Here is a 25310-nt window from a genome sequence, read left to right on the forward strand (position 1 = left end):
CACCGCCGGTCCGCACACTGCTCGTGGACAACTACGACTCGTTCACCTACAACCTCTACAGCCTGCTGACCCGCGTCAACGGCGCCGCCCCGCTCGTGGTCACCAACGACACCCCCTGGGACGACGTCCTCACCCTCGACTTCGACAACGTCGTCATCTCCCCCGGCCCCGGCCGCCCGGACCGCGAACGCGATTTCGGGATCAGCGCCCGCGCGCTGACCGAACTGCACGTCCCCGTGCTCGGGGTATGTCTCGGCCATCAGGGGTTGTGCCACCTGTTCGGCAGCACCGTGGTCCGCGCCCCCGAGCCGGTGCACGGTCGCACGAGCGACATCCTGCACAACGGGACCGGGCTGTTCGCCGGGATCCCGTCCCCCTTCACCGCCGTGCGCTACCACTCGCTGATCGTCGAGGACGTCCCCGGCGAGTTCGAGGTCCTCGCCCGCACCGGCGACGGATTGCTCATGGCCGTCGCGCATCGCCACCGGCCTCTGTTCGGCGTGCAGTTCCACCCCGAATCGATCGGCACCGACTACGGATTCGAACTGCTCGACAACTTCCGTGCCGTCACCACGACCCGTGCACGCACCACCCGCAACGGGGCCGCCGCCCCCGCCCCGGCACCGGCCGCCGCACGATTCGTGCTCGAGAGCCGAACCCTCGACTGCCACCCCGCACCGCAGGCGGTCTACGAGGCGTTGTTCGCCGCGGGCCCGCACAGTTTCCTCCTCGACGGCAGTGACGCACTCGAACCGGAGTCCCGATTCACGGTCATGGGCGACGCCTCCGGGCCCCGCGCCGAGTTCGTCACCTACAGCGTCGCGGAAACCCTGGTGCGCGAACACCGTTCGGACGGCAGCAGTGCCTCGTATCACCGCACGTTCTTCGACCATCTCGACCGGCGCCTCACCGACCGGCGCGTCGAGCCCCGCAACGACCTGCCCTGCGCGTTCGGACTCGGCTACGTGGGATATCTCGGCTACGAACTCAAAGCCGACGCCGGCGGTCAACTCGTGCACACCTCCCCCGTCGCCGACGCCGCGATGGTGTTCGCCGACCGGGCCGTCGTCCTCGACCACGAGGCCGGGCGCTGCCACCTGCTCGCGCTCAGCGAGCAGGTGGGCGAGACCGCCACCGAGGCGTGGTTCGACGAGACCGCCGCGGTACTCGCCACCCTGTCCGACTCGGTGCCGCCCGCCCCGCCGCCGCTGCTGGTGCGCGCCGATCGCGACGAGAAGATCCGGGTGCGGCACGACCCGCGGCGGTACCTCGACCTGATCGGCCAGTGCCTCGCCGAGATCCGCAGCGGCGAAACGTACGAGGTGTGCCTGACCAACACCGCGACCGTCGACCGGCACATCGATCCGCTCCGCACCTACCGGGTCCTGCGCAGCATCAGCCCCACCCCGTACAGTGCGTTGCTGCGCTTTCCGGGACTGGCGGTGCTCAGCGCCTCCCCGGAACGGTTCCTGCGGATCGGGCCGGACCGCGTCGTCGAGTCCAAGCCGATCAAGGGCACCCGGCCGCGCGGCACCACCGCCGCGCAGGACGACCTCCTACGCGAGCATCTGCGCACCTGCGAGAAGGACCGCTCCGAGAACTTGATGATCGTCGATCTGGTACGCAACGATCTTTCCCGGGTGTGCATCCCAGGATCAGTGCACGTCCCCGACCTCTTCGACGTCGAAACCTATTCCGCAGTACACCAATTGGTGTCCACCGTCCGAGGAACCCTACGTCCCGACAGGACGGCGGTGGACTGTGTGCGGGCCGCATTCCCGGGCGGCTCGATGACCGGCGCACCGAAACTGCGCACGATGGAGATCATCGACAAACTCGAGGACGGGCCACGCGGCGTCTACTCCGGGGCACTCGGATATCTGTCCCTGACCGGCACGGTGGATCTGTCCATCGTCATCCGCACGATGGTCGCCACCGACCATCAGGTCAGCTTCGGTATCGGCGGCGCGATCGTCGCGCTCTCCGACCCCGACGACGAACTCGAAGAAACCCTGGTCAAGGCCGTCGCGATGCGCCGCTGCCTCGCCGACCCCGGCGCGGGGGGGACGGGTGGAGCCGCTCGCGTCGGCGGAACCGGCCCCGTCGACGTGGCGTCGCCGGCAGACGGAACCCGCCGGTGACGGCGACACTCACCGGGCCCATCGTCGTCGCCGGAGGTTGCGGGGCCGTCGGTGCGATGCTCGTCGCGGCGTTGCGCCGCGCCGGCCACACCGTCCACGTCCTCGACGCACAGGCAACCGAACCCGCTGCTGCGCACACTGATTCGGATCGTCAGGCGCTCTGTGCCGACATCACGGCACCGACTCCTGCCGCCGCATCCGCGCTGCGGGCAGCCGCCACCGTCGTCCTCGCCGTCCCGGAACCGGTTGCTCTCGCCGCGCTTCCCGCCCTCGCGGCCGTGCTGCGCCCCGATGCCCTGCTCGTCGACACCCTGTCGGTGAAAACCGTCATGGCCGACGCCGTGCACAACGGACTGCCCGACCGTGCGGCCCTGGGCATCAACCCCATGTTCGCTCCGTCTCTCGGGATGGCGGGGCGGCCCGTCGCCGCCGTCGTCTACCGACCCGGACCACCCGTGCAAGCATTTCTTGCGGTGTTGCGCCGCGAACGGGTGCGCGTCGTCGCGGTCGATGCCGACGAACACGACCGGATCACCGCCACCACCCAAGCCCTGACCCACGCGACCGCCCTCGCATTCGGGTTGGCCCTCGAGGCCCTCGATCCGCCGGCGGCCACCGAGAGCACCGCCCCGCCCCCGCATCTGCTGCTGCGCGCACTCCTCGCGCGAGTCGCCTCGGGCGTCCCCGCGGTGTACCACGACATCCAGGCGGCCAACCCCTACGCGGCGCAGGCCCGCCGCGCCCTGCGTGGTGCCCTCGACGAACTCGACGCCGCCGCCGACCCCGAGCGGATCGACACATTCGCCGCGGCGATGACCCGGGCCGGTACCGCCCTCGGACCCGGGCTCGACCGGTATCGTGCGATATGCGGGCAGCTGCTGACGACGCTGCCGTCCGCAGCACCCGGATCCGACCTCGAGAACGGGGGTCCGCGATGATCGATCCCGATTTCGGCGTCCCCCTCGCCCACGCCGACGCCGCCACCGCCGAACCCGTGCGCGCCCGGCTCCGCCCTCCGGAACTGCCCACCCACGACCCGACCGATCCCGTCGAGAGCGCCGTGATCCGTGGCCTGTCCCACTCGTGGCCGCGCCGCGCCGCGGTCAAGAAGGCCGAACCCGACCTCGACGCGATGTTCGAGCCGGCCCTGCACGACTTTCCCGAAACGATGATCCCGTTCCACACCCACCCCCGCTATCTCGCGCTCGACCAGCAACACCGCGCCCGCATCGAGTCCTGGGCCTGGATCGCATACAACAAGAACGTCATCGACATCGAACAGCACGTCGTCAATCCCGGATTCGGATTGATCACCTCGGACGTGTTCGGCGTCGGCCCGCACGACACGGTCACCGTCGGGGTGCTCCAGGCGATGGTCGACGAGCAATACCACACACTGATGCATCAGAACGCCAACGCCTTGACCCGCCGGCGCCGCGGCTGGGCGATGCCCGACGCGGTGCTGCCTCCCTGCCGTACCGTCCGTGCCCACGACGCGGCCATCGCCCACGCCCTCGACCCTCGGCATGCGGCCTTGATCCGATTGGCGTTCACCACCGTCGCCGAAACCTCGATCAGCGCCTATCTGGGCTTGTTCATCGGCGACGAGACGGTGCAGCAGGTCAACCGCAGCACGGTGTCCGTGCATCGCCGCGACGAGTTGTGTCACAGCTCCCTGGCCGGGGAACTGCTCATGATGATCTTCGACGAACTCGACGCCACCGAACGTGAACTCCTACTCGATGCGCTCGCCGCCGGCATCGAGGCGTTCACCGGCAACGACATGAGCACCTGGGCCGCAATCGTGGCGCACGAGCAGATCCCCGGCGGGCAGGCGATGCTCGCCGATGCCGCCGCTGCGACCGCCGGGCGGCCGGTGGTGCAGGACTGCACCGCCATCCGCCGGTTGTGCGGGCATCTCGGGGTCGAAGCCGACCTCGTCGCGCGCGGCCCCTTCGATCCGGCCTGAGACACACCCGGCGCGCACCGGATGCGTGACCCGAAGGGCGTTGTGGGTCAGCGGCCGGTCACCCGCGCGAGCAGCGCCCGCCCCTTCGACAGCCGCGACTCGAGCCCCCACAACGTGACCTTGAGCAACGCTTCCTGCACGATGTTGCCGCTCATCTTCGATTCCCCGATCTCCCGCTCGGTGAACGTGATCGGCACCTCACCGACCGTGAATCCGGCCTGCAGAGTCCGCCAGGCCAGATCCACCTGGAAGCAGTAGCCGTGCGAGGCGATCGCGTCGAGATCGAGCGCTTCGAGCACATGCCGCCGGTACGCGCGATAACCACCGGTGATGTCCTGGACGCCCACCCCGAGCGCCACACGCGAATAGATGTTCCCGCCGCGCGAGAGCACCTCCCGATGCCACGGCCAGTTCACCACGGTGCCGCCCGGCACATACCGCGAACCGAGAACCAGATCGGCGCCGGCATCGATCCGCTCGAGCAGCAGATGCAGCTGCTCGGGGGCATGACTGCCGTCGGCGTCCATTTCCACGAGCACGGTGTAGCCGCGGTCCAGGCCCCACCGGAAACCGGCGATGTAGGCGGCACCGAGACCGTTCTTCTCGGTGCGATGCATCACCTCGATACGCCCACCCGAGCCGTCGGGACCACGATCGGCAGCCGCGAGTTCGTCGGCGAACGCGCCGGTGCCATCGGGGCTGCCGTCGTCGACGATCAACACGTGGGTGTGCGGCAGCGCAGCGTGCAGCCGCGCGACGATCCGTCCGATGTTCTCGCGTTCGTTGTACGTCGGAATGATCACCAGGGTGCGCGCGCTCGGTGCGCTCGTGTCCCCGGCCGGCGTCGCCGCTGCCATCAGTGGTCCTCCCTGTCGAACCGGCCGTCGGCCGGGGTTGATGCTGTGTCGGAGTCGGGCTGTGACCCCGGCATATCCCGCCGCCGACGATCACGCACGAGTGCGAGGCCGGCAGCGACCACGGCCCCGACACAGAGCGCGAGCTCCGGGACGGGTCCGAACCGACTAGCCAGCGTAGCGTCTTGCCGCAGAGGCACGTGCGCGACCAACGCGGCCGGCTCGAACAACGCAGTGCGTTGCTGCACCCGACCGTCAGGGTCGACGACCGCGCTGACGCCGCTCGTCGCGGCGACCACCACGGTGCGACCGTGCTCGACGGCCCGCACCCGCGACATCGCCAGCTGCTGATATGTCATCTCGGTGTCGCCGAAGGTGGCATTGTTCGTCGGCACCGCCAGCACCTGCGCGCCGGCATCGACCGAATCACGAAACGCCCGATCGAACGCCACCTCGTAGCACGTGGCCACCCCGATCGTGATACCCGCGGCCGAGACCGTGCCGTCCCCGTCTCCCGGCACGAAGAACCCGGCCCGGTCGGCGTATTCGGAGAACAACCGGAAGAACGACCGATAGGGCAGATACTCGCCGAACGGCTGGATGATCCGCTTGTCGTGCCGCTCCCCCGGGCCGGACTGCGCGTCCCACACGATCACCGAATTGGTGGTGGTGCCGTCGCCGTTGACGAGCACCGCGCCGACGAGGATCGGGGCACCGATCGCCGCGGACGCCGCGGTGATGTCCGCTGCAGCATCGGCGTTGCGCAACGGATCGATATCGGACGCATTCTCCGGCCAGATCACCACGTCCGGAGCCTCGACCCGACCGGCACGCACCTGCTCGGCGAGTTCGAGGGTGCGGGCGACGTGGTTGTCCAGGACCGCCTTGCGTTGCGCGTTGAAGTCGAGACCCAGGCGCGGCACACTGCCCTGGATCGCCGCGACCGTCACCTCCCGCCCGTCCGAATCAACGGTATCCGGGGTGACGATCAACGGCCATGCCGCCGCTGCTGCCAGCGGCGCCAGCGCCGTCCACGCGACTGCCGCCCACAGACCACCACCACCCGGCCTGCCGCGACGCCGACACTGCCACACCCCGAGCACGAGCACGGCCGCGCCACTGCCGATCAACGCCACCGCGAACGACACCAACGGCGCGCCCCCCACCACGGCAAGCCACACCAAGAACCCGTCGGGCTGCCCGAACGCCAACCGGCCCCACGGAAACCCACCGAACGGCACCGACGACCGCGCATACTCGGTCAGCGACCACGCCGCCGCGATCCACACCGGTGCCGCAGGCAAGGACCGCACATGCACCGCCAACGCCCCGAACAGGCCGATGAACAACGCTTCGACCGCGGCCAACGCCAACCACGGCAACGGCCCGACATACACCCCGATCCACGGCAGCAACGGCACCAGGAATCCCAGGCCCGCAAGATAGCCGTACCCGAACCCCGCCCTCCGCCGCATCGGCCGGGCCGTCACCACCGCAACCAGGACCGCGATGCCCAGCGGCGCCAGAAACCACAACGGGCGCGGCGGGAAACTCGCGAACAGCAGTACGCCGGCACCGACCGCAGCCACCGACCGTGCCACCACCGGCACCAGCCGCCGGGTCAGCGACGCACCCGCTCCCGCCCGAAACCTATTGCGCTGCATCACATCCTGTGGCTCGGCACTCACCGCTCGTACACCACACGGCCACGATGCACACTGCGCACCAGCACCGGATCGGCGGTGCCCGGACTCAGATCCGGCAGCGGCGCAACCCGCGACCGCGGATCCGTCGACCACCGCTGCACCCCGTCCTTGGGGGCACTGATCACCAGTTCCCCCGCCTCCCACAGCGCATACGACGCAGGCGCACCCGGCTCCAACGTGCCCGCCAGACCGTCACGCACCCCACCGGCCCGCCACGCCCCGCGCGTCGCCGCAGCGAACGCGGCCCGCGGCGAAATACCGCTGCCCTCGGTGCGATGGTGCACTGCCGCGCGCAGCATCGCCCACGGGCGCGGCGCGGTCACCGGCGCATCCGACCCGAACGCCAGCGACGTGCCGGTCGCGGCGATCGCCGCGAAATCGTTGAGCACGGCCGCCCGTTCGGCACCGAGTCGCTGCGCATACATTCCCGACGGCCCACCCCACGCCGCATCGAATCCCGGCTGCATGCTCGCGAGGATCCCGTACCGCGCAAGCACCTGCGCCTGCGCGGCGGTCACCGACTCGACATGTTCGAGACGATGCCCGCACGACGCAACGGCGGGCCCACCGAGATCCGCGGCGACCTGCTCGATCGCCGCGATCACCGCTGCCGTCGCCGCGTCACCGATCACGTGGAATCCGGCCTGGACCCCGGCGACGGTACAGGCCCGCAGATGCGCGGCGATGGCCTCGACATCGAGGTAGGTGCGGCCGCAACAGCCGGGCGCATCGAGATACGGCTCCGACACCCACGCGGTCCGCGACCCGAACGCACCATCGACGAACAGGTCGCCGCCGAGGGCGTGCGCTCCGGTGTCCGCGAGCACCGCACGTGCCTGGCCCTCGGTGGTGACGGCCTGCCCCCAGTAGCCGCGCACCTGCACCGGATGGTCGAGGGCGAGCAGTTCGGTGAAGTCGTCGACACCGAAGATGTCGGGGCCACCGCACTCGTGCACCGCGACGATCCCGTGCGCGGCCGCGTCGTCGAGGGCCGCGGCGCGCGCCGCGGCGCGTTGCTGCGGGGTGAGCGCCGCGTGCGCGGCCGCGCGCACCGCGTGATGCGCGGCGGCGGTCAACGGCCGCTCGGGGTGATAGCCGTCGAGCCCGGTGGCCTGCACAGCCCGCCGCAACGCCGTCGACGCCACCGCCGAATGCGCGTCGACCCGCGCCAAGTACACCGCGCGGCCCGGCGCGGCGGCATCGAGCGCCGCGGTGGTCGGTGCGCCGTCGGGCCAGGTGGTCTCGTCCCAGCCCTGCCCCCAGATCACGGCGTCGTCGTGGGTCGCGGCGAACTCCGCGACCCGCCGCAACAACTCGGCGCAACTGCCGAGGTCGGCCAGGTCCACCGCGAGCGGGTTGCGGTCGGTGACCGTCAACCCCTGAGCGGTGACATGCATGTGGGTGTCGACGAATCCGGGTGCGACGAACAACCCGTCGAGATCGACGATCTCCGCATCCGGATGCAATGCCCTCCCAGGACGGTCCTGACCGACCCACACGACGTGTCCGTCCGTGACCGCCATCGCGGTCGCGTCCGGGGCGGAGGAACTGTAGATGCGGCCGCCGACGAGAAGCCGGGTGCGCGGTGCTGAACTCACGAGAGTCCAGTCTGCCCCCTCGTCACGGGTGTCGGCGGGGCGGGGTGTCGACGATCTCGCCCTCGAGCACACCGTCGCCGGCGATCACCGAGTCGGACGCAGCAGGTGCGGTCAGCCGCGGATCGGCACCGACGACCGTGTGTTCGACGACCTGCCCGTCCACCACCACCATGCGGGCCCCCCGCACGGTGGCGCCGTGCCGCGCGACCTGCCGCGCCGCGGCGATGCGCACCAGCGGGCGCAGCACCGCGCGGGTCGGCAGCAACAACACGATCCCGAGCACACTGGTGACCAGCCCGGGCACCAGCACGAGGGCGGCACCGACACCGATGAGCGCACCGTCGGTGAGCATCCGTTCCGGTGTCACATCGAGGTTCGGTGTCGTGCCACCGCGCAGCGACGTCAGATCACGCAGCGCACGGCGGCCGCGGGAGGCGAGCACCGCGTAGCCGAGCACGCTCACACCCAGGAACAACAGCACGGTGGACAGCGCGCCGAGCGCGCTGCCGAGCCAGGCGAGCACAGCGATCTCCGCGACCACGTAGGCGAGGAACAACAACAGGTACATGGCGGTCCTTCCGGTGCCGGCCGCTTCGTCTGCTGCAGGGGATGAGCGGCCGTTATCCCCTCAACGAACGAGTACGCGATTTTTCTCCCGACGTGATCGAATGGCGGGATGAGTGCCGCGGACTGGGGCGTACTGCTGGTGGCGGCCACGGCCGCCGGGTGGGTCGACGCCGTGGTCGGCGGCGGCGGGCTGATCCTGCTGCCTGCCCTGTTCCTCGTGGCACCGCAGCTCACCCCGCAGGCGGCGTTGGCGACGAACAAACTCACCGCGATCTTCGGCACCGGCGCGGCGGTGCTCACCTTCGCGCGGCGCATCCGGCTGCAGTGGAAGATCCTGGCGCCCGCGGCGCTCGTCGCGGCGGTGTGTGCGGCGGCGGGTGCGGCGGCGGTCTCGCTGATCGACCCGGATGTGTTCATTCCCGTGGTGATGGTGGTGCTGGTGTCGGTGGCGGTGTTCGTCACGGCGCGTCCGACGCTCGGAACCGCCCCGGCCCACCGGCCCAGCGTGCCGCGCATGGTGGTGGTGATCGTAGGGGCGGCCGCGGTCATCGGGTTCTACGACGGCATCCTCGGTCCCGGCACGGGCACCTTCTTCATCATCGTGTTCGCCGCGATGCTCGGCAGTGAGTTCGTGACTTCGGCCGCGATGGCGAAGGTCCTCAACTTCGGGTCGAATCTCGGGGCGCTGGTGTTGTTCGCGCTCGGCGGGCACGTGTGGTGGACGCTCGGGTTGGCGATGGCGGTATGCAATGTCGCCGGGTCGGTGCTGGGATCGCGCACCGCGCTGCGGCGCGGCGCCGGGTTCGTGCGGGTGGTGCTGCTGGTGGTGGTGACCGTGATGGTGATCCGGCTCGGAATTCAACAGTTCGGGTGAGCGGGCCGATACGCTGCTGCAGGTGAACGTCGTCGATCCGGATTTTCTGGCGCTGCCGTTGCCGCGTATCGCCGATGCGGCACTGTCGGTGGCACGTGCGGCGGGGGCGCAACACGCCGATGTGCGGGTGCATCGGGTGCGCACCGAGTCGTTGATGGTGCGTGACGGCGCGGTCCAGTCCGTGGTGGACGCCTCGGATCTCGGGGTGGCGGTGCGGGTGTTGCTCGACGGAACCTGGGGTTTCGCGTCGCATCCGGATCCGGATCCCGACGGCGCCGCGTATGCGGCGACGCGCGCGGTGGCGGTGGCGCAGGCGCTGCGCCCGATCAACCGGGACCCCGTCGAGTGGGCACCCGAGCCGGTGTACCGCGGGGCGACGTGGTGCTCGGACTACCGGGTGGACCCGTTCACGGTGTCCACCGACGAGAAGGTCGCGGTGTTGACCGACTATTCGCGCCGGTTGCTCGACGCGGACGGGGTGCATCACGTGGCGGCGAGGTGCGATCTGGTCAAGGAACAGGGTTTCTACGCGGATCTGGCGGGTTCGTCGATCACCCAGCAGCGAGTGCGGGTGCATCCGCAGCTGGAGGCGACGACGGTGGACCGCCGGGCCGGGACGTTCGAATCGATGCGCACCCTGGCGGCACCGACCGGGCGGGGCTGGGAGTACGTCTGTTCGGATGCGGGGTGGGACTGGTCCGGTGAGCTCGCGGCGCTGCCCGAACTGCTGGTCGAGAAGGCGCACGCGCCGACGGTGACGGCGGGCCCCACGGACCTGGTGATCGACCCGACGAATCTGTGGTTGACCATTCACGAGTCGGTCGGGCATGCCACCGAATACGACCGCGCGATCGGTTACGAGGCCGCCTATGCGGGGACTTCCTTCGCGACCCCGGACCGGCTCGGGACGCTGCGTTACGGCAGTGCCGCGATGCACGTGCGAGCGGATCGCACCGAGCCGCACGGACTGGCCACCGTCGGATTCGACGACGACGGCGTGGCCGCCCAGTCGTGGGATCTGGTGTGCGACGGGCGGCTCGTGGGCTATCAGCTGGACCGGGCGTTCGCCGCCAAGGCCGGTGTGGGGCGCTCGAACGGCTGCGCCTACGCCGACTCGGCGCATCATGTGCCGTTGCAGCGGATGGCGAATGTGTCGCTGCAACCGGATCCGCAGGTGGATCGGTCCACGGCCGATCTGATCGGCGGGGTCGAGGACGGGTTGTACGTGGTCGGTGATCGAAGTTGGTCGATCGACATGCAGCGCTACAACTTCCAGTTCACCGGGCAACGGTTCTATCGGATCCGCGGCGGCCGCCTCGCCGGGCAAGTGCGGGATGCGGCGTATCAGTCGAGCACCACCGACTTCTGGGGTGCGCTCGAAGCCGTCGGGGGACGCTCGACATGGCAGCTCGGCGGGGCGATGAACTGTGGTAAAGCGCAACCCGGGCAGGTCGCCGCGGTCGGTCATGGTTGCCCGTCGGTACTGCTGCGGCAGATCAACGTGCTCAACACCCGGCAGGAGGGCAGTCGATGATCGACGCACCCCGGCTCGTCGACGCCGCGCTGGCCGCGTCCCGCGCCGACGAGACGATCGTGCTGGTCACCGACCGCGCAGACGCGAATGTGCGGTGGGCGGGCAGTTCGATGACCACCAACGGGGTGATGCACGCCCGCAGTTGGACGGTGATCGCGATCCGCCGAAGCCCGCGACCACGCTGCGGCATCGTGACCGCCCCGAGTGTGCCCGCCGACGAGATCCCCGCGGTAGTGGCCGCCGCAGTCGCGGCCGCAGACACCGCGGCCGAGGCCACCGACGCGATGCCGCTGCTGCCCGGCGACGGGGAACCCGGGAACTGGGCGGACGCGGCAGCGGGCACCGGCATCGACGTGTTCGGTGACGTGATCGGCGCGTTGGCCGCCGGTTTCGGTGGCGGCGGGCGCGATCCGCTGTACGGGTTCGCACATCACCAGGTGCACACCACCTGGCTGGGCACCTCCACCGGGCTGCGACGCCGCTGGACGCAGACGGACGGGTCACTCGAAATCACCGCGAAACGCGGCGGGCTGTCCGGCGCGGGCGCCTGGGTCGGGGCAGGCACCACCGACGTCGACACCACTGCGCTGCTCACGGAACTGGACCGGCGCCTCGGGTGGGCCGAGACCACGGTGGCGTTGCCGCCGGGCCGGTACGAGACGCTGCTGCCGCCCTCGGCGGTGGCGGATCTGATGATCTACCTGATGTGGTCGATGGCCGGGCGCGGCGCCGAGGAGGGGCACACCGTCTGGTCGCGGCCCGGCGGCACCCGCCTCGGCGAGACCGTGGCGGCGTTGCCGGTGACGTTGACCTCGGATCCGGCGGTGCCGGGGCTGGCCTGCCCACCGTTCCTCACCGCCACCGCCTCGACCGACACGGTGTCGGTGTTCGACAACGGTCTCGGAATCGAACGCGTCGACTGGATCCGCGACGGCACCGTGGCGGCATTGACCTACCCGCGTGCGGCGGCGGCGGAATTCTCCGTGCCGGTGACGGCGCCCGGAGAGAATCTGCTGCTCACCGGCGGCTCGCGCGCCACCCTCGACGAGATGATCGCCGGCACCGAACGAGGCTTGCTGCTCACCACCTTGTGGTATTTGCGGGATGTGGACCCGTCGGCGCTGCTGCTGACCGGCCTGACCCGCGACGGGGTGTACCTGATCGAGGACGGACAGGTGCGCGGCGCGGTGAACAACTTCCGATTCAATGAGTCCCCGCTCGACCTGCTGCGCCGCGCCGTCGAAGTCGGGGCGACCGAACGGACGTTGCCGCGGGAATGGAACGACTGGTTCACCCGCACCGCGATGCCCCCGATGCGCATCCCCGATTTCCACATGTCCTCGGTGAGCGCGGCACAGTGAGCAGCACCGTCCGGTGGTCCGATGGGCGATCAGGGTAGGTTGCGCCGATGCCGAGCGGGACTGCCGACGTACAGCGCGTTCGGCGCGCAGTCCGCGGTGACCAGGGAATTCGCGCCGATGACGGCGCCGGTCCCGATCGTCACACCGGGCAGGATCACCGCCCCGGACCCGATCCAGGCACCGTCCCCGATGTGCACCGGTTCGCCGGTGAGCGGCCCGGCGCGTTGTTCCCGTCCTCCGGTGCGGTGACTGCTGGTGAGCACGCGAACATGGTCGGCGAGGAAGACACGGTCGCCGACGGTGATGTCGGCGACCGTGTCGAAGAAGCACCCGTAATTGACGAAGACCCCGGAGCCGAGTGTCAACCGGCCCAGCCCCTGCACCACCACACCGCGGTGGATCAAGCTCGGCGCGGACGTACGCGCACCGGCCCCGCGCAGCAACCGGTGCCGCAGGGCCCCGGGAACAACAGGAAGCCCTGCGGCAGCGACGAACACGGATTGGGACAGATAGGTGTGGTGCACCGCGGTACCACCTTCCACAGGTGTCTTCTTCCGGGGGTGTCGTCTCCGGGCGACGATCCCTAGAGCAGGTCGGCGAGTTCCGTCGCGATCTCCTCGGGAGTGACGGTCGGCTCGAAGCGGCGGACCACCGCGCCGTCGGGGTCGACGAGGAACTTGGTGAAATTCCACTTCACCTCGTCGGTGCCGATCGCCTCGGGGCGCGACTTGCTCACATGCTCGAACAGGAACCCGTTGCCTGGGCCGAAGTCGCCGGGTGCCTGCGCACGCAGATGCGTGTATAGCGGCGCGGCGTCCTCGCCGTTGACGTCGATCTTGCCGTAGACCGGGAAGGTCACGTCGTAGTTGACCGAGCAGAAATCCTGGATCTCCTGGTCGGTGCCCGGCTCCTGGCCACCGAACTGATTGCACGGGAACCCCACGACCTGCAGGCCTGCGTCCTTCTTCGCGCGGTGCAGTGCCTCGAGGCCCTCGTACTGCGGGGTCAGCCCGCACTTGCTCGCGACGTTGACGATCAACAGGTGTTTTCCGCGGTGCACACCGAGGGATTCGGTGCCGCCGTCGGCGGTGGTGACGGTGAAATCATGGACGCTCATAGTGCTCCTCGGAGATCGGGGTCGGTCGGATATCGGATATGCAGTGTCAGTCGAGGGTGCACGCCACCCCGATCGTGCCGGACCGGCCGCGCCGCAGCAGACTGCCCTTGACGGTCAGCCACCCGAACAGCTTGTACTTGCCGATGATCGCGGACCGGGTGCGTTCGGTGCCGGCGTCGTCGAGCAATACCGCGGTGCCCGGCACCGCAGCGCTACGCGGACGTCCGCGCGCATCGCACACCGCAAGCGTGATCCGCGAGTCGCGACGCACGCGTCCCACTTTGTGGGACCCGGTGGCGGTCCATACCAGCAACCGGTCTCCGTCCGCGACCGCCCACACGGCAGTGGCGACAGCCGTGCCGTTCTTGCGGAACGTGCTCAGCAGCACGTACTGGGCGGCGGCGAGGTCGGCGAACGACGGTGTGGTGACTTCCCCATCAGACATGCGCCCACCCTACGGAACAGGCCCCGAAGTGCGCGCGGCGGTTCACCTTCCGGTCGGCGCGCCGCGAGGCACGTCCCGGAAGGCGAGGTTCGGGTCGTGGCTGCGCTCACGCGGCATCCCGAGAACCCGTTCGCTGATGGTGTTGCGGGCCATCTCGGTGGTGCCACCGGCTATCGTGAACGACTGTTGCATCAGGAAATCGGTGCCGCATTCGACGACTGCGCCGTCGTCCTCATCCCACGCGGCGCCCGCGGCGCCGGTCATCTCGTAGATGATCGTGGTGAGCCGGGTCGCTACCTCGCCGTGCATCAACCGGACGATGCTCGCGGCCTGGTCGGTCATCGCGCCGGTCGCCATGCCCTGCCCGATACGGTTCTGCAGTGCATTCTTGACCAGTTCGAGGGTGTCGGCCTCGCCGATCAGATCCCGAGCGAGGGGGTCGTCGAGGCGTCCGGCATCGCGGGCCACCGCGAGAAGTTCTTCCGTGCGGGAGCCGCCGCGGCTGTTGCCCGCAGGCAACGTCGCGTACGGGGAACGCAACAACAGCCGTTCGTGGAACATCCAGCGGGTGCCGACGGTCCAGCCGGCATCGACCTCACCGATCCGCGCGCTGTCCGGGATCCGGACGTCGGTCATGAACTCCTGACAGAACTCCTTCGATCCGCTGAGCATCTCGATGCGATGTACCTCGATGCCCTCGGCCTTCAGCGGCACCATGAACACCGTCAACCCGCGATGTTTGGGCGCATCCCAGTTCGTGCGGGCCAGGCACAACGCCCAGTCGGACCACCAGGCGCCGGTGGTCCAGATCTTCGAGCCGTTGAGGATCCAGTCGTCTCCGTCGCGCACCGCAGTGGTCACCGCGCCGGCCACATCGGAGCCGCCACTGGGCTCCGACAACATCTGCATCCACAGTTCCTCCCCGCGCAGGATCGCCGGGATGTGCCGCTTCTTCTGTTCCTCGGTGCCGAAGTCGAGCAGCACCGCCGCGCACGGCACGAAGGTCGGAGCCTGCAGCCGCGCCGGATACTCGAACCCGGCGAGTTCGTCGTTGAGGACCCGCTGGTGCGCGGGCGTCAGCCCTTGCCCGCCGTACTCGCGGGGAATGCTGACGCCGGCGAGCCCCGCGTCGTACAACGACCGTTGCAGCGCGCGGTCGTGGGCGACCGCGGCGAGTTCGTCCTCGTCGGAGGTTTCCTTGCGTAGTACCCCGATGTGGGCGGCGGGATCGGCGGGCTCGAGAGTCGCCCGGATCCAGGTGCGAGCACGCGCCCGGAACTCGTCGAGGGTTTCGATCTCGACCTCGGTCTGGGTCACTGTGCGCTCTCCTTCGACGTGGCAGCGGTGGCGATGACGGCATCGGCAAGCATCCGGCGATGCTCGGCGGGGGTGCCGTAGGTGGACCGGTTCGCGGCGACGCGCCGGGTGTACAAGTGCAGGTCGTGTTCGAAGGTCAGGCCGATTCCGCCGTGGAACTGCACGCATTCCTGCATCAGATCGGCGGCGTGGTCGCCGATGTAGGCTTTCGCCGCGCTCGACAGACGGGCCGCGTCGGGGGTGCCTGCGGCGACGGCGGCGGCTGCGCTGTCGCTGATCGCGTGGCACGCCTCGAGCCACATCTTCATGTCCGCGAAACGATGCTTGATGGCCTGGTAAGAAGCCAGGGCCCTGCCGAACGAATATCGGTCGAATGCCCACGCCACGGTGGTGTCGAACGCGGTCTGCAGCGCACCGACGGTTTCGGCGCAGCCCAGCACGATCGCCACGTGGCGGGCGTACTCGTCGTCGGCGGCGCCGTCCCCCGCAGTGCCGAGCAGTGCGCTGGCGGGAAGGCGCACCTCGTCGAACTCGACCTTCGCGTAGCGGCGGGTCAGATCCACCGAGCGCATCGCCGTGACGCGCACGCCGGGAGTGTCGCGGGGCACGAGCACGTGGCTGACACCGTCGCCGGTGCGGCCGGTCACCAGCAGCATCTCGGCGGTGCCCGCGGCCTCCACGGGGCGTTTGGTGCCGTGCACGATCACCTCGCCGCCGTCGACGGTGATCGACAGCGCGGTGGTCGCGGCACGGGCCTGCGGAGGCGGTTCGGCGGAACACCACGCGGCGGTGACGGAGCCGTCGAGCAGCCCGGCAAGGGTCTCCGGGTGGCGACCGTGCCTGCCCAGCAGAGCCGCCACCACATTGGTCGGGACCAGCGGGCCCGGTGCGGCGTGACGGCCGAACTCGTATGCGATCAACGACAGGTCGATCAGGCCCGAGTCGCTGAGGGAGCCGCCGCCGTGCGCTTCATCGACGAGCAGGCTGGTCCAGCCGAGTTCGGCACCGGCACGCCAAAAGGCGGGATCGAATCCGGCGGCATCGTCGCGCAGGCCCCGCAGGACCGCGACCGGGGTCCGCTCCTGCAGGAACCGGGCGGTCGTGTCGCGGAAGAAGTCCTGGTCGGGCGTGGGTTCGAGCAGCATGCAGTGCCTCTCGTCTCAGGTAGGGGCCCACGAAGGAGCACCTCGATCTCAATAATGAGAATATAGTTATCCAATCCTGTAAAGGAAAGTCTCTTCCGTGCGTTTCACGAGACTTCCCCGCACCCGGATACTGGACGATGTGACCGCGACGAACCCGAGCGACGACCCCGCACCCGTAGACGTGCATCTGCCCGCCGGAAGACTGGCCGCCGCGCAGTTGCAGGCCCTCGCCGACCTCGCGCACACCCACGCCGGCGGCGTCCTGTACCTGACCCCGCACGCCCACCTGCGCCTGCACGGCGACCCCGCAACCCTGACCGCCGCCGTCACCAGCGCCGGACTCACCGTGGGCCATCCCGCACTGCCCCACCTGTTCACCTCCCCGCTCAGCGGCCGCATCGGCGGAAAATGCGATATCCGTCCCCTCACCGACGCAGCGCTCCCCCACCTCCCCACCGCACGCCCCGGCAGCACCCTCGGGCTCGACGACGGCACCGGCGACATCGTTGCGCTGACCCCCGATCGCGCGCTGCTCGCCCTCTCCGGCGACGAATGGACACTGGTCCTCGCCGGCACCGACACCGGGATCCGCCGAACCGACCCTGACGCCGCCGTCGACCTCCTGTTCGACGACACCCCGTCTTTCTCCGCGGACACCGCCCCCGCCGTTGCCCTTCCCGCACCTCCGAGCGCCCCGATCGGATGGCTCGACCAGCCGAGCGGCACCGTCACCCTCGCCGGCGGCCTACCCGGAGGTCTGCTCCCCGCCCGCCTCGCCGAATTCCTTGCCGCCGTCGACCGCCCCCTCGTCATCACCCCTTGGCGCTCGATTCTGCTGTGTGACCTCCCCGAGCACATCGCCGAACAAGTCGTGCGAGTCCTCGCCCCCATGGGCCTGATCTTCGACGCCCAGTCACCGCGCCTGCACTGACCTCCGACGAACCACCCCCGCCCCGCACCCGAGCGGCCTACCGTAGAACGCGTGAGTTCCGAACCGGCCGACTCCGCATCCACCGACACCTTCGACGTCATCGTGCTCGGCGCAGGCCCCGCAGGCGAGAACGCCGCGCAGTACGCGATCGCCGGCTCCGACCGCACCGCCGCCCTCGTCGAACACGAACTGGTCGGCGGCGAATGCTCCTACTGGGCATGCATGCCCAGTAAGGCCCTGCTCCGCCCCACCCAGGTCCTCACCACCGCCACGCACATGCCCGGTGTCCAGCAGCACGTCACCACCGAACACGTCGACACCCCCGCCGTCCTGACCCGCCGCGACCGATTCACCTCCGGTCACGACGACTCCTCCCAAGTACTGTGGGCCGACGCCGCAGGCATCGATGTGATCCGCGGCCACGCCCACCTCACCGGGCCCCGCACCGTCACCGTCGACGGCGACCACCCGCGTACCCTGCACGCCCGCCACGCCGTCGTCCTCGCCACCGGCACCCTCGCCACCGTCCCCGACCTGCCGGGACTTCGCGCGGCGCTGCCCTGGACCTCCCGCGACGCAACGAACCTGCAGCAGATCCCCCGCCGGGTCCTCGTGCTCGGCGGCGGCGTCGTCGCCTGCGAAACTGCCACGTGGCTACGACAACTCGGCGCCGACGAGATCACCGTCGTGGTTCGCGGCGCCCGCCTGCTCGCGCGGGTAGAACCGTTCGCCTCCGACGCTGTCGCCGCCGCGATGCGCACCCGCGACGTGCAGGTGCGGTTCGGCACCGAAGTCACCTCGGTGACCCGCCCCGACGCCCGCGACACCGGCATCGGCATGATCCACGGCGGCCCCCTCACAGTGGAACTGACCGACGGCACCACCCTCGAAGTCGACGAACTCGTCGTCGCGACCGGCCGCCGACCCGCCGTCGACCATCTCGGACTCGACACTGTAGGGCTCGACGCCCGCAAGATCACCGTCGACGACCATCTCACTGTCGACCATCTCACCGTCGACGGTGTCGACGGCGCCTGGCTGTATGCCGTCGGCGACGTCAACGGCCGCGCCGCGCTGACCCACATGGGCAAGTACCAGGCCCGGGTGTGCGGCGACGTCATCGCCGCCCGCGCCGAGAACCGGCCCCTCGACGACCCCCGGTACCGGGCGAGCGCCGACCACCAGCAGATCCCCCAGGTGATCTTCACCGTCCCCGAAGTCTCCGCCGTCGGACACACCGCCGACTCGGCCCGTGCCGCCGGACTCGACATCGAGGTGCTCGAGGCCGACATCGACGTCGCGGGTGCCGCCCTGCACCGCGACGACTTCACCGGCCACGCGGCGCTGGTCGTCGACCGCACCACCGACGTGCTGGTCGGCGCCACGTTCGTCGGGTCCGAGGTCGCCGAACTCGTCCATGCCGCCACCGTCGCGATCGTCGGAAAGGTACCCCTCGACCTGCTGTGGCATGCCGTACCGGCCTACCCCACCATCAGTGAGGTGTGGCTGCGTCTACTCGAAACCCGCCGCCCCTGATACCAAGGTCTTTGCAGTGGTTATCTATCGGCGTTGTCTTCACATGTCCCGGAAATCTGCACCCGTGGACCCGAACCGGGCCAGAAGCGTTGAACGAATCGATACCCGTCGCCGCTGTAGCGCTCGTACCCGGTGTCGCCATCGCGGCGAGGCTTCACCAGATACGGTGCACCAGCAGGCAGGTAGCGTCGGGCATGTCGAGGTCTCTGAGTGCGGGTCCGGCGCCACTCAGCGTCCGCGTCATTCGACATCAAGCAGGCATGGCCGGCATAAGGCGCATGACCGCGTCGCGGGTTGCGCCCGCGACTCCTCGAAGCGATGAGAGGCGACCGGTCAGTCGGGAGAGCAGAATCATTCTCGCCGTGCGGGCGCGACGCTCCGCGTCGTAGCGCCGCAGTGCAACAGGAACGTCGTGTTGGCTGGTGCGGATCGCATCGATCAGCGCGACGGCATCCTCGAACGCTTGGCTTGCCCCTTGGCCGAGATCCGGAGTCATCGCATGGGCGGCGTCCTCGAGTAACGCAACTCGCCCGACAGTCAGCGACGGAAGAGGCCTGGCCAGTGATGCTGTCTCTCTGACATGGATGCGTTCCGGATCCGTCGCGGAGAGCAGGTCGCCCACGGCCGGATGCCACTCCGCCCGGTCGTACCGCAACCACCGCAGAAGCGAGGAGGGATCGCTCGGCACCTGCTGCCGCGAGTCCCAGAGCGCGTACCAGTAGATGCTTCCGTCGGCCATCGGCAGTGTGCCGAACCGGCCTCCCGACCGGTGGTCGAGCATCTCACCGATGATGGGCGAGACGTCCTGCGTGAAGTCCGGAACAATCGCCTGCGCGGCATGCTGGCCTGACGGCTTCAGTCCGGGGTGCCCTGGGAAAAGGATTCTGCGCACACGGCTTCGGGCACCGTCGGCGGCGACAATGAGATCCGCGTGCATGGTCTCGGTCGTGCTCACAACGGAACCGGAGGCAGCGTCGACGCTCGTGACATGGACAGGACTCTTCACTGTCCCTTCCGGTAGGGCGTCACGCAGAATGCCGGCGAGGGTTCGACGCGGCAGCGCGACAATCGGATCAACTGCAGGCGTGGCCTTCTCCGCGTCTCGAACGCGCAACAGAGCGCGCCCGCCACGGTCTCGCGTGGTGCCGTCCCCATCCCCGGGTACGAAGTGGGCGCGGACAGCGTCGCCCAGCGCCAAGCGGTCGAGGGCCCTGATTCCGTTGGGCATGACACCTATTCCGGCGCCGGCCTGACTGATTTCCTCGGCACGTTCGAGGACGGTCACCTCGTGACCGTCCTGCGTGAGGCCCACCGCCGCGGCCAATCCGGCCATGCCCGCCCCGACGACGATTACCTTCATCACGACCTCCAGTCTCTACATTTGTTGAGGGATAGTATGTCCAACATACCTCAACAAACGTAGAGAGGATGGATGGTGTCCGATCGACGCACGGACCTGTTGGATGCGGGCTTACGTGTCCTCGCTTCGAGCGGAATGCGCGGCCTGACGCATCGAGCCGTTGACGCGGAGGCCGGGCTGCCGATGGGCAGCGCCACCTACTACTTCCGCTCTCGTGTGGAATTGGTGCGTGGGTGCACCGACCGCCTCCTCGAGTTCGAACAGGCACCTCTGCTGGGCGAAACGGACTCGACGGCAGAAGACATCGTCGACGCCGTCGTTCGATCTGTCGTGCGCATGCTGGGCGAGGAACGTGTTCGGACGCTTGCTCGCCTGGAGCTGACCTTGGCTGCTGTTCACAATGAAGAACTTCGCGTCACGATGCGCGAGCGTGGGGCGTTGGCGGAGAGGTGGAGGGCGCAGATGCTCGCTTCCCACGGAATCGCTACCCCCGAGGCTGCGAGCGAACTCGGGGCAGTCGTCGATGGACTCGTGGTCACCGCGCTTCTTCTCGGACCCGAGGAACCCGACGCGATCGCACAGTGGTCTCGTCCGGTGATCCGCGCCGTCATCGACCGTTATATTCCGGGTGACCCGCAACACGCGAGTTGTTCGCTGCATCCCCATCTGCGATGAGCCCGCAAAGTCTGCCGTGGCAGCATGCGCTGCCGCATCGAGTCGGTAGCGGGTGTGTTGCCCGTCCAGCACCACGAACGTCGGATCGTCAGCAAACTCGGTGGCGATGCAACGCACCGCTTCCGAGCGTCGGGACGCCGCGGCCAGATAGATGTCCACACCCCAGATCGGGCTCGACAGCTTCCACGACCATCGGGCGTTGTTCGCTCTCACGCAGGATCAACCACCGGCGAGTCGGGTCACGATCGGGATCGGTGAGGGCGTGGTAGATGATGCGTGGCGGCGGTGACTGGATACGCCGCCGACGCACAATTTCCGGCATATTGCACCCTAGCGTTGCGGATGTTCACGCCATGGTGGCGACGCCGAGGACCATGCCCGGCTCCTCGAATCGATCCGCTGACACAGTGGCCTCCCGCCCTTCGAGGGGGCGCTGCCGGCTCTCATCAACGGATGCCGCTGCCAGTGCGTCCGGGAACCGGGCCGAGGCCCTGCTACTCTCCGAAGCAGTGAACACCGATTCTTGTGCGTGACCTTCGAGCCACGCGTCGATCGTGAACGACGCCGCCTGCGCGCGGCGGTGATTCCGTGTGCCCCGAGCAGGGGGACCATGACCGGTTCCCCAGCTTCGCCTCCCACCGGATCACACCCTTCGGAGTTCCCATGCCCCGCACCCACCTACTTGGCGACTGCCGCAACTGTGCTGCCTTGTGCTGCACCGTCTTCGGATTCTCCCGCTCCGCCGATTTCGCCACCGACAAGCCCGCCGGAACACCATGCGCACACCTCGCATCCGATTTCGGCTGCACGATCCACGACGTCCTGGCCGCGCGCGGGTACCGTGGCTGTACCACGTTCGACTGCTTCGGCGCCGGGCAAGCCGCCACCGCACGGGTCCCCGGCCCCCTCACCGGGGCAGTGTTCCCGAGAATGAAACAACTGCACGAGATGCTCTGGTATCTCCACGAGGCCACCGACCGCGCCCTCGACCCCGACGACATCGCCGGCGCCGCCGAACTGGCCGAGACGATCACCGGACTCACCCGGCTCGAGGCATCCGAATTGGTCGCTCTCGACCTGGACGCGCTGCACGAGCAGGTACGCAACCTGCTCGTCGACGTCAGTGAGGTGATCCGCGCGTCATATCACGCCACCGGCACACCCGATCCACGACTGCACCCCGGCGCGGACCTCGCCGGCCGGTCTCTACGCAGCCGCGCCCTGTGCGGCGCCGATCTGCGCGGGGCGTGCCTGATCGGCACGGATCTGCGCGGCAGCGATCTGAGCGCGGTCGACCTGCTCGGCGCCGACCTGCGTGACGCCCGACTCGACGGCGCCGACCTGTCGTCGGCGCTGTACCTGACCGGTCCGCAGATCGCCTCGGCGCGCGGGAACCACGACACGGCACTGCCGCATTGGGTACCGCGCCCGACGTGGGACCGGTGAGCACCCACCGGCCCCACCGAACCTGTCGGCCCCTCCTGGCACACTGGATTCGCACAAGCGTACGACAACCACGGGAAGGTGGCTGCTCCGATGACGAGCCGGGACGAACCGCCCCTCCTCGACTGGGTCGCGTCGTACCTGGAGACCTTGCAGACCGCGAAACGCTCGGCGCACACCGTCAAGGCATACCGCCTGGACCTGCACGGGGTGTGTGCCGCACTCGCGGCGGTGCGTGGTGCCGCACCGGACACCCTGACCATCGCGGATCTCACGATCCGCGGGTTGCGGTCGGCGTTCGCCGCCTTCGCGCGGGAACGCCAACCGGCGTCGGTGCGTCGCGCGTGGTCGGTCTGGAACAACTTCTGCAACTTTCTCGTCACCGAGGGGCTCTCCGAAGGCAATCCGATGGCCTCGATCGCGCAGCCGAAACGCCCCGAACACACCCCGAAAGCATTCAAACCGGCCGCCGTCGGGCAACTCGTCGACACCTTGACCCGCGACGCGCAGCACCCGAGCGGGTCGTCGCGGGACTGGCCGCAGCGGGATCTGGCGTTGGTCGCGACGCTGCTGCTCACCGGCATCCGGACGGAAGAGCTGATCTCACTGGATCTCGGGCACATCCTCGGTGGACTCGAAGCCCCGGTGCTGCGCGTGCACGGTAAGGGCGCGGTCGAACGAGAGATCCCCCTCGAGGACAGCTGGACGGCGATCGTCTCTGCCTACCTGCAGGAACGCTATTCCAGGTTTCCGACGCTGCGGCGATCCGCGCTCGCCGACCGCGCCGACCTGCCGGTGTGGGAGCGGCACACACCGGCAGATCCGTTGTTCGTCGGCGCCGATGGGCAGCGCATCACCCGCGGCACCCTGCAGTATCGGGTGCGACGGGTGTATCGGCGGGCGGGTATCGAGTCCGAACGCAAACGAGGTGCGCTCGCGCACGCGCTACGGCACACCTTCGCAACTTCGCTGGCCGACAACGGCGCGACGATGGTCGAGTTGCAGCAACTGCTTGGGCACCGGTCGCTGCAGACCGTGCAGATCTACACCTCGGCGACGAACGATGCGGTGCGGCACGCGGCCCGCCACAACCCGGTGTACGGGTTGCTCGGCGGCACCGATCGCGCTGTGAGTGACGGCGAGAGCTGACAGACTGGGAACCGAACCGCAGTGGCATCGAAACTGCAGTGGCGTTGAAACGGGCGCTGAAACGGGCGCTGAAACGGGCGCTGAAACGCTGGGCCGTCGAACCGCTGCTGTACCGAGATCAACGAAGGAGCTTGCATGAGCGTCGAATCGGTGGGATCTGCTCGTCATCGCGTCGTGGTGATCGGATCGGGGTTCGGAGGGTTGTTCGCCGCGCAGGCCCTGGCCCGCGCCGACGCGGACGTCACGCTGGTCGCGCGCACCACCCATCACCTGTTCCAGCCGCTGCTCTATCAGGTCGCGACGGGCATCCTCTCGGTCGGCGACATCGCCCCGGCCACGCGCATGGTGCTGCGCAAACAGGAGAACACCCAGGTGCTGCTCGGGGAAGTCGACGACATCGATCTCGAGAACGGCACGATCACCTCCCAATTCCTGGAGCGTCGCACCACCACCGGCTTCGACTCGCTGATCGTCGCCGCAGGCGCCGGCCAGTCCTATTTCGGCAACGATCACTTCGCGGAGTTCGCGCCCGGCATGAAGACGATCGACGACGCACTCGAGTTGCGCGGCCGAATTCTCGGCGCCTTCGAGCAGGCCGAATTGTCGAACGACCCCGAGGAGCAAGCGCGGTTGCTGACGTTCGTGGTGGTCGGCGCGGGCCCGACGGGGGTCGAGCTGGCCGGTCAGATCGCCGAGCTCTCCCGCCGCACTCTCAAGGACACCTTCCGTCATATCGACTCCACGCGGGCGCGGGTGGTTCTGCTCGACGGGGCATCGGACGTGCTGCCCGTCTACGGCGGGAAGCTGTCGAAGAAGGCACGCAAGACCCTCGAGGGCCTCGGGGTGGAGATCCAGCTGGGTGCGATGGTCACCGGCGTCGACGCGGACGGCCTGACGGTCAAGGAGAAGGACGGCACCGAGCGACGTCTCGAATCACAGTGCAAGGTGTGGTCGGCGGGCGTAGCGGCGAGCCCGCTGGGTCAGCAACTGGCCGAGCAGTCCGGTGCCGGGATCGATCGGGCGGGTCGCGTCGAGGTGCTGCCCGATCTGTCGCTCCCGGGATATCCGAACGTGTTCGTGATCGGCGACATGATGTCGCTCGACAAGCTTCCCGGGCTTGCGCAGGTGGCGATGCAGGGGGGCAAGTACGCGGCGAAACAGATCATCGCCTCCCTCGCGGGGCAGACCCCGGCCCAGCGGGCCCCGTTCAAGTACTTCGACAAGGGGTCGATGGCGACCATCTCGCGGTTCAGCGCGGTTGCGAAAGTCGGCAAGCTCGAGATCAGCGGGTTCCTCGGCTGGATCGCCTGGTTGTTCATCCACCTGCTGTACCTGGTGGGGTTCTCGTCGAAGATGTCGACATTGTTGTCGTGGGCGCAGGCGTTCTTCTCGACGGGACGTAACGAGATGGCCGCAACCGAGCAGCAGGTGTTCGCGCGGATCGCCATCGAGCGACTACGACACCACGAGAACTCCGTCACTGCGGGCAACGGCACCGCCGACGGGAAGGACGCCGCCGACGGGAAGGACACTGCCCAGAACGAAGGCGACTCGTCGGCGGCACGTCGAGCGGCAGGCTGACCGCCCC

General features: G+C 69.0%; 22 protein-coding genes and 1 pseudogene. 13 read left to right on the forward strand and 10 right to left on the reverse strand.

Going from position 1 to position 25310, the window contains the following annotated elements; genetic code table 11:
• Positions 1-23 precede the first annotated feature (23 nt).
• Genes pabB through ACTDXD_RS24625 form a run of 3 tightly spaced genes read left to right on the forward strand, consistent with a single transcriptional unit; the run spans position 24 to position 4110 of the window.
• The gene (pabB, locus tag ACTDXD_RS24615; RefSeq protein WP_440124791.1) at positions 24-2141 is read left to right on the forward strand and encodes an aminodeoxychorismate synthase component I; all 2118 of its coding nucleotides are present in this window, start codon (positions 24-26) and stop codon (positions 2139-2141) included.
• On the forward strand, positions 2138-3079 hold the full coding sequence (locus ACTDXD_RS24620) for a prephenate dehydrogenase/arogenate dehydrogenase family protein (protein WP_440124792.1): 942 nt from the start codon (positions 2138-2140) through the stop codon (positions 3077-3079). The genes pabB and ACTDXD_RS24620 overlap by 4 nt, the downstream gene beginning before the upstream one ends.
• Positions 3076-4110, forward strand: a complete 1035-nt coding sequence (locus tag ACTDXD_RS24625; protein WP_440124793.1) for an AurF N-oxygenase family protein — start codon at positions 3076-3078, stop codon at positions 4108-4110. The genes ACTDXD_RS24620 and ACTDXD_RS24625 overlap by 4 nt, the downstream gene beginning before the upstream one ends.
• 47 nt (positions 4111-4157) lie before the next feature.
• Here the strand turns inward: ACTDXD_RS24625 and ACTDXD_RS24630 are convergent, their stop codons facing one another.
• The 4 genes from ACTDXD_RS24630 to ACTDXD_RS24645 are packed head-to-tail and all read right to left on the reverse strand — an operon-like array spanning position 4158 to position 8836.
• Positions 4158-4967 (reverse strand): polyprenol monophosphomannose synthase, encoded by an 810-nt coding sequence (locus tag ACTDXD_RS24630; RefSeq protein WP_440124794.1) that lies wholly within the window; start codon positions 4965-4967, stop codon positions 4158-4160.
• Positions 4967-6628, reverse strand: a complete 1662-nt coding sequence (lnt, locus tag ACTDXD_RS24635; protein ID WP_440127780.1) for an apolipoprotein N-acyltransferase — start codon at positions 6626-6628, stop codon at positions 4967-4969. The genes ACTDXD_RS24630 and lnt overlap by 1 nt, the downstream gene beginning before the upstream one ends.
• 20 nt (positions 6629-6648) lie before the next feature.
• A complete protein-coding gene (locus ACTDXD_RS24640) occupies positions 6649-8268 on the reverse strand; it encodes an amidohydrolase (protein ID WP_440124795.1) in 1620 nt (539 codons plus the stop codon).
• 22 nt (positions 8269-8290) lie between these two features.
• A complete protein-coding gene (locus tag ACTDXD_RS24645; RefSeq protein ID WP_440124796.1) occupies positions 8291-8836 on the reverse strand; it encodes an FxsA family protein in 546 nt (181 codons plus the stop codon).
• A 108-nt stretch (positions 8837-8944) separates the two neighbouring features.
• On the opposite strand from ACTDXD_RS24645, the gene ACTDXD_RS24650 reads away from it, so the two are divergent.
• Genes ACTDXD_RS24650 through ACTDXD_RS24660 form a run of 3 tightly spaced genes read left to right on the forward strand, consistent with a single transcriptional unit; the run spans position 8945 to position 12604 of the window.
• Positions 8945-9709 (forward strand): TSUP family transporter, encoded by a 765-nt coding sequence (locus ACTDXD_RS24650; RefSeq protein ID WP_440124798.1) that lies wholly within the window; start codon positions 8945-8947, stop codon positions 9707-9709.
• A gap of 22 nt (positions 9710-9731) precedes the next feature.
• Complete coding sequence (locus tag ACTDXD_RS24655) at positions 9732-11243, forward strand: TldD/PmbA family protein (RefSeq protein WP_440124799.1); 1512 nt, start codon at positions 9732-9734, stop codon at positions 11241-11243.
• On the forward strand, positions 11240-12604 hold the full coding sequence (locus ACTDXD_RS24660; RefSeq protein WP_440124800.1) for a metallopeptidase TldD-related protein: 1365 nt from the start codon (positions 11240-11242) through the stop codon (positions 12602-12604). Before ACTDXD_RS24655 ends, ACTDXD_RS24660 begins: the two co-directional genes overlap by 4 nt.
• A 41-nt stretch (positions 12605-12645) precedes the next feature.
• Here the strand turns inward: ACTDXD_RS24660 and ACTDXD_RS24665 are convergent.
• The 5 genes and pseudogenes from ACTDXD_RS24665 to ACTDXD_RS24685 form a co-directional block, all read right to left on the reverse strand.
• Positions 12646-12795 (reverse strand): annotated as a pseudogene (locus ACTDXD_RS24665) (DapH/DapD/GlmU-related protein); the annotation flags it as partial.
• A gap of 392 nt (positions 12796-13187) precedes the next feature.
• Positions 13188-13721 (reverse strand): glutathione peroxidase, encoded by a 534-nt coding sequence (locus tag ACTDXD_RS24670; protein WP_440124801.1) that lies wholly within the window; start codon positions 13719-13721, stop codon positions 13188-13190.
• 46 nt (positions 13722-13767) lie between these two features.
• Complete coding sequence (locus ACTDXD_RS24675) at positions 13768-14166, reverse strand: PPOX class F420-dependent oxidoreductase (protein ID WP_440124803.1); 399 nt, start codon at positions 14164-14166, stop codon at positions 13768-13770.
• A gap of 42 nt (positions 14167-14208) precedes the next feature.
• The gene (locus ACTDXD_RS24680; protein WP_440124804.1) at positions 14209-15483 is read right to left on the reverse strand and encodes an acyl-CoA dehydrogenase family protein; all 1275 of its coding nucleotides are present in this window, start codon (positions 15481-15483) and stop codon (positions 14209-14211) included.
• Positions 15480-16628 (reverse strand): acyl-CoA dehydrogenase family protein, encoded by a 1149-nt coding sequence (locus ACTDXD_RS24685; RefSeq protein WP_440124805.1) that lies wholly within the window; start codon positions 16626-16628, stop codon positions 15480-15482. Before ACTDXD_RS24685 ends, ACTDXD_RS24680 begins: the two co-directional genes overlap by 4 nt.
• Positions 16629-16767: 139 nt before the next feature.
• Here ACTDXD_RS24685 and ACTDXD_RS24690 point away from each other — a divergent pair, with 139 nt between their 5' ends.
• Together ACTDXD_RS24690 and ACTDXD_RS24695 are read left to right on the forward strand one after the other, a co-directional pair.
• The gene (locus tag ACTDXD_RS24690; RefSeq protein ID WP_440124806.1) at positions 16768-17559 is read left to right on the forward strand and encodes a precorrin-3B synthase; all 792 of its coding nucleotides are present in this window, start codon (positions 16768-16770) and stop codon (positions 17557-17559) included.
• A gap of 51 nt (positions 17560-17610) precedes the next feature.
• Positions 17611-19095, forward strand: coding sequence for a dihydrolipoyl dehydrogenase family protein (locus tag ACTDXD_RS24695; RefSeq protein WP_440124807.1), 1485 nt, complete (start codon positions 17611-17613; stop codon positions 19093-19095).
• Between the two features lie 250 nt (positions 19096-19345).
• Here ACTDXD_RS24695 and ACTDXD_RS24700 read toward each other — a convergent pair whose 3' ends face one another.
• On the reverse strand, positions 19346-20455 hold the full coding sequence (locus tag ACTDXD_RS24700) for an FAD-dependent oxidoreductase (RefSeq protein WP_440127781.1): 1110 nt from the start codon (positions 20453-20455) through the stop codon (positions 19346-19348).
• A gap of 72 nt (positions 20456-20527) precedes the next feature.
• Here ACTDXD_RS24700 and ACTDXD_RS24705 point away from each other — a divergent pair, with 72 nt between their 5' ends.
• From ACTDXD_RS24705 to ACTDXD_RS24725, 5 genes are all read left to right on the forward strand, one after another.
• A complete protein-coding gene (locus tag ACTDXD_RS24705; protein WP_440124808.1) occupies positions 20528-21130 on the forward strand; it encodes a TetR/AcrR family transcriptional regulator in 603 nt (200 codons plus the stop codon).
• A gap of 151 nt (positions 21131-21281) precedes the next feature.
• Entirely contained in the window at positions 21282-21419 is a 138-nt protein-coding gene (locus tag ACTDXD_RS24710; protein WP_440124809.1) for a hypothetical protein, read from the forward strand.
• Between the two features lie 374 nt (positions 21420-21793).
• Positions 21794-22576, forward strand: a complete 783-nt coding sequence (locus ACTDXD_RS24715; protein WP_440124810.1) for a pentapeptide repeat-containing protein — start codon at positions 21794-21796, stop codon at positions 22574-22576.
• A gap of 90 nt (positions 22577-22666) precedes the next feature.
• Positions 22667-23722 carry a tyrosine-type recombinase/integrase gene (locus ACTDXD_RS24720; RefSeq protein ID WP_440124811.1) on the forward strand — a complete coding sequence of 352 codons (1056 nt, stop codon included), beginning with the start codon at positions 22667-22669 and terminating at the stop codon, positions 23720-23722.
• Positions 23723-23857: 135 nt separating this feature from the next.
• Positions 23858-25303 (forward strand): NAD(P)/FAD-dependent oxidoreductase, encoded by a 1446-nt coding sequence (locus ACTDXD_RS24725; RefSeq protein WP_440124812.1) that lies wholly within the window; start codon positions 23858-23860, stop codon positions 25301-25303.
• The last annotated feature ends 7 nt before the right edge of the window (positions 25304-25310 follow it).

It is taken from the genome of Rhodococcus sp. SJ-3 (genome assembly GCF_051918125.1).
In the GTDB taxonomy this organism is placed as follows: Bacteria; Actinomycetota; Actinomycetes; order Mycobacteriales; family Mycobacteriaceae; genus Rhodococcus.

Excerpts from the sequence above, each read along its gene's own strand:
- ACTDXD_RS24675 (WP_440124803.1), bottom strand. The coding sequence starts at position 14,166 with ATGTCTGATGGGGAAGTCACCACACCGTCGTTCGCCGACCTCGCCGCC.
- ACTDXD_RS24725 (WP_440124812.1), top strand. The coding sequence starts at position 23,858 with ATGAGCGTCGAATCGGTGGGATCTGCTCGTCATCGCGTCGTGGTGATC.
- ACTDXD_RS24700 (WP_440127781.1), bottom strand. The coding sequence starts at position 20,455 with ATGAAGGTAATCGTCGTCGGGGCGGGCATGGCCGGATTGGCCGCGGCG.
- ACTDXD_RS24630 (WP_440124794.1), bottom strand. The coding sequence starts at position 4,967 with ATGGCAGCGGCGACGCCGGCCGGGGACACGAGCGCACCGAGCGCGCGC.
- ACTDXD_RS24720 (WP_440124811.1), top strand. The coding sequence starts at position 22,667 with ATGACGAGCCGGGACGAACCGCCCCTCCTCGACTGGGTCGCGTCGTAC.
- ACTDXD_RS24650 (WP_440124798.1), top strand. The coding sequence starts at position 8,945 with ATGAGTGCCGCGGACTGGGGCGTACTGCTGGTGGCGGCCACGGCCGCC.
- ACTDXD_RS24705 (WP_440124808.1), top strand. The coding sequence starts at position 20,528 with ATGGTGTCCGATCGACGCACGGACCTGTTGGATGCGGGCTTACGTGTC.
- ACTDXD_RS24660 (WP_440124800.1), top strand. The coding sequence starts at position 11,240 with ATGATCGACGCACCCCGGCTCGTCGACGCCGCGCTGGCCGCGTCCCGC.
- ACTDXD_RS24670 (WP_440124801.1), bottom strand. The coding sequence starts at position 13,721 with ATGAGCGTCCATGATTTCACCGTCACCACCGCCGACGGCGGCACCGAA.
- ACTDXD_RS24625 (WP_440124793.1), top strand. The coding sequence starts at position 3,076 with ATGATCGATCCCGATTTCGGCGTCCCCCTCGCCCACGCCGACGCCGCC.
- lnt (WP_440127780.1), bottom strand. The coding sequence starts at position 6,628 with ATGCAGCGCAATAGGTTTCGGGCGGGAGCGGGTGCGTCGCTGACCCGG.
- ACTDXD_RS24645 (WP_440124796.1), bottom strand. The coding sequence starts at position 8,836 with ATGTACCTGTTGTTGTTCCTCGCCTACGTGGTCGCGGAGATCGCTGTG.
- ACTDXD_RS24710 (WP_440124809.1), top strand. The coding sequence starts at position 21,282 with ATGTCCACACCCCAGATCGGGCTCGACAGCTTCCACGACCATCGGGCG.
- ACTDXD_RS24715 (WP_440124810.1), top strand. The coding sequence starts at position 21,794 with ATGCCCCGCACCCACCTACTTGGCGACTGCCGCAACTGTGCTGCCTTG.
- ACTDXD_RS24685 (WP_440124805.1), bottom strand. The coding sequence starts at position 16,628 with ATGCTGCTCGAACCCACGCCCGACCAGGACTTCTTCCGCGACACGACC.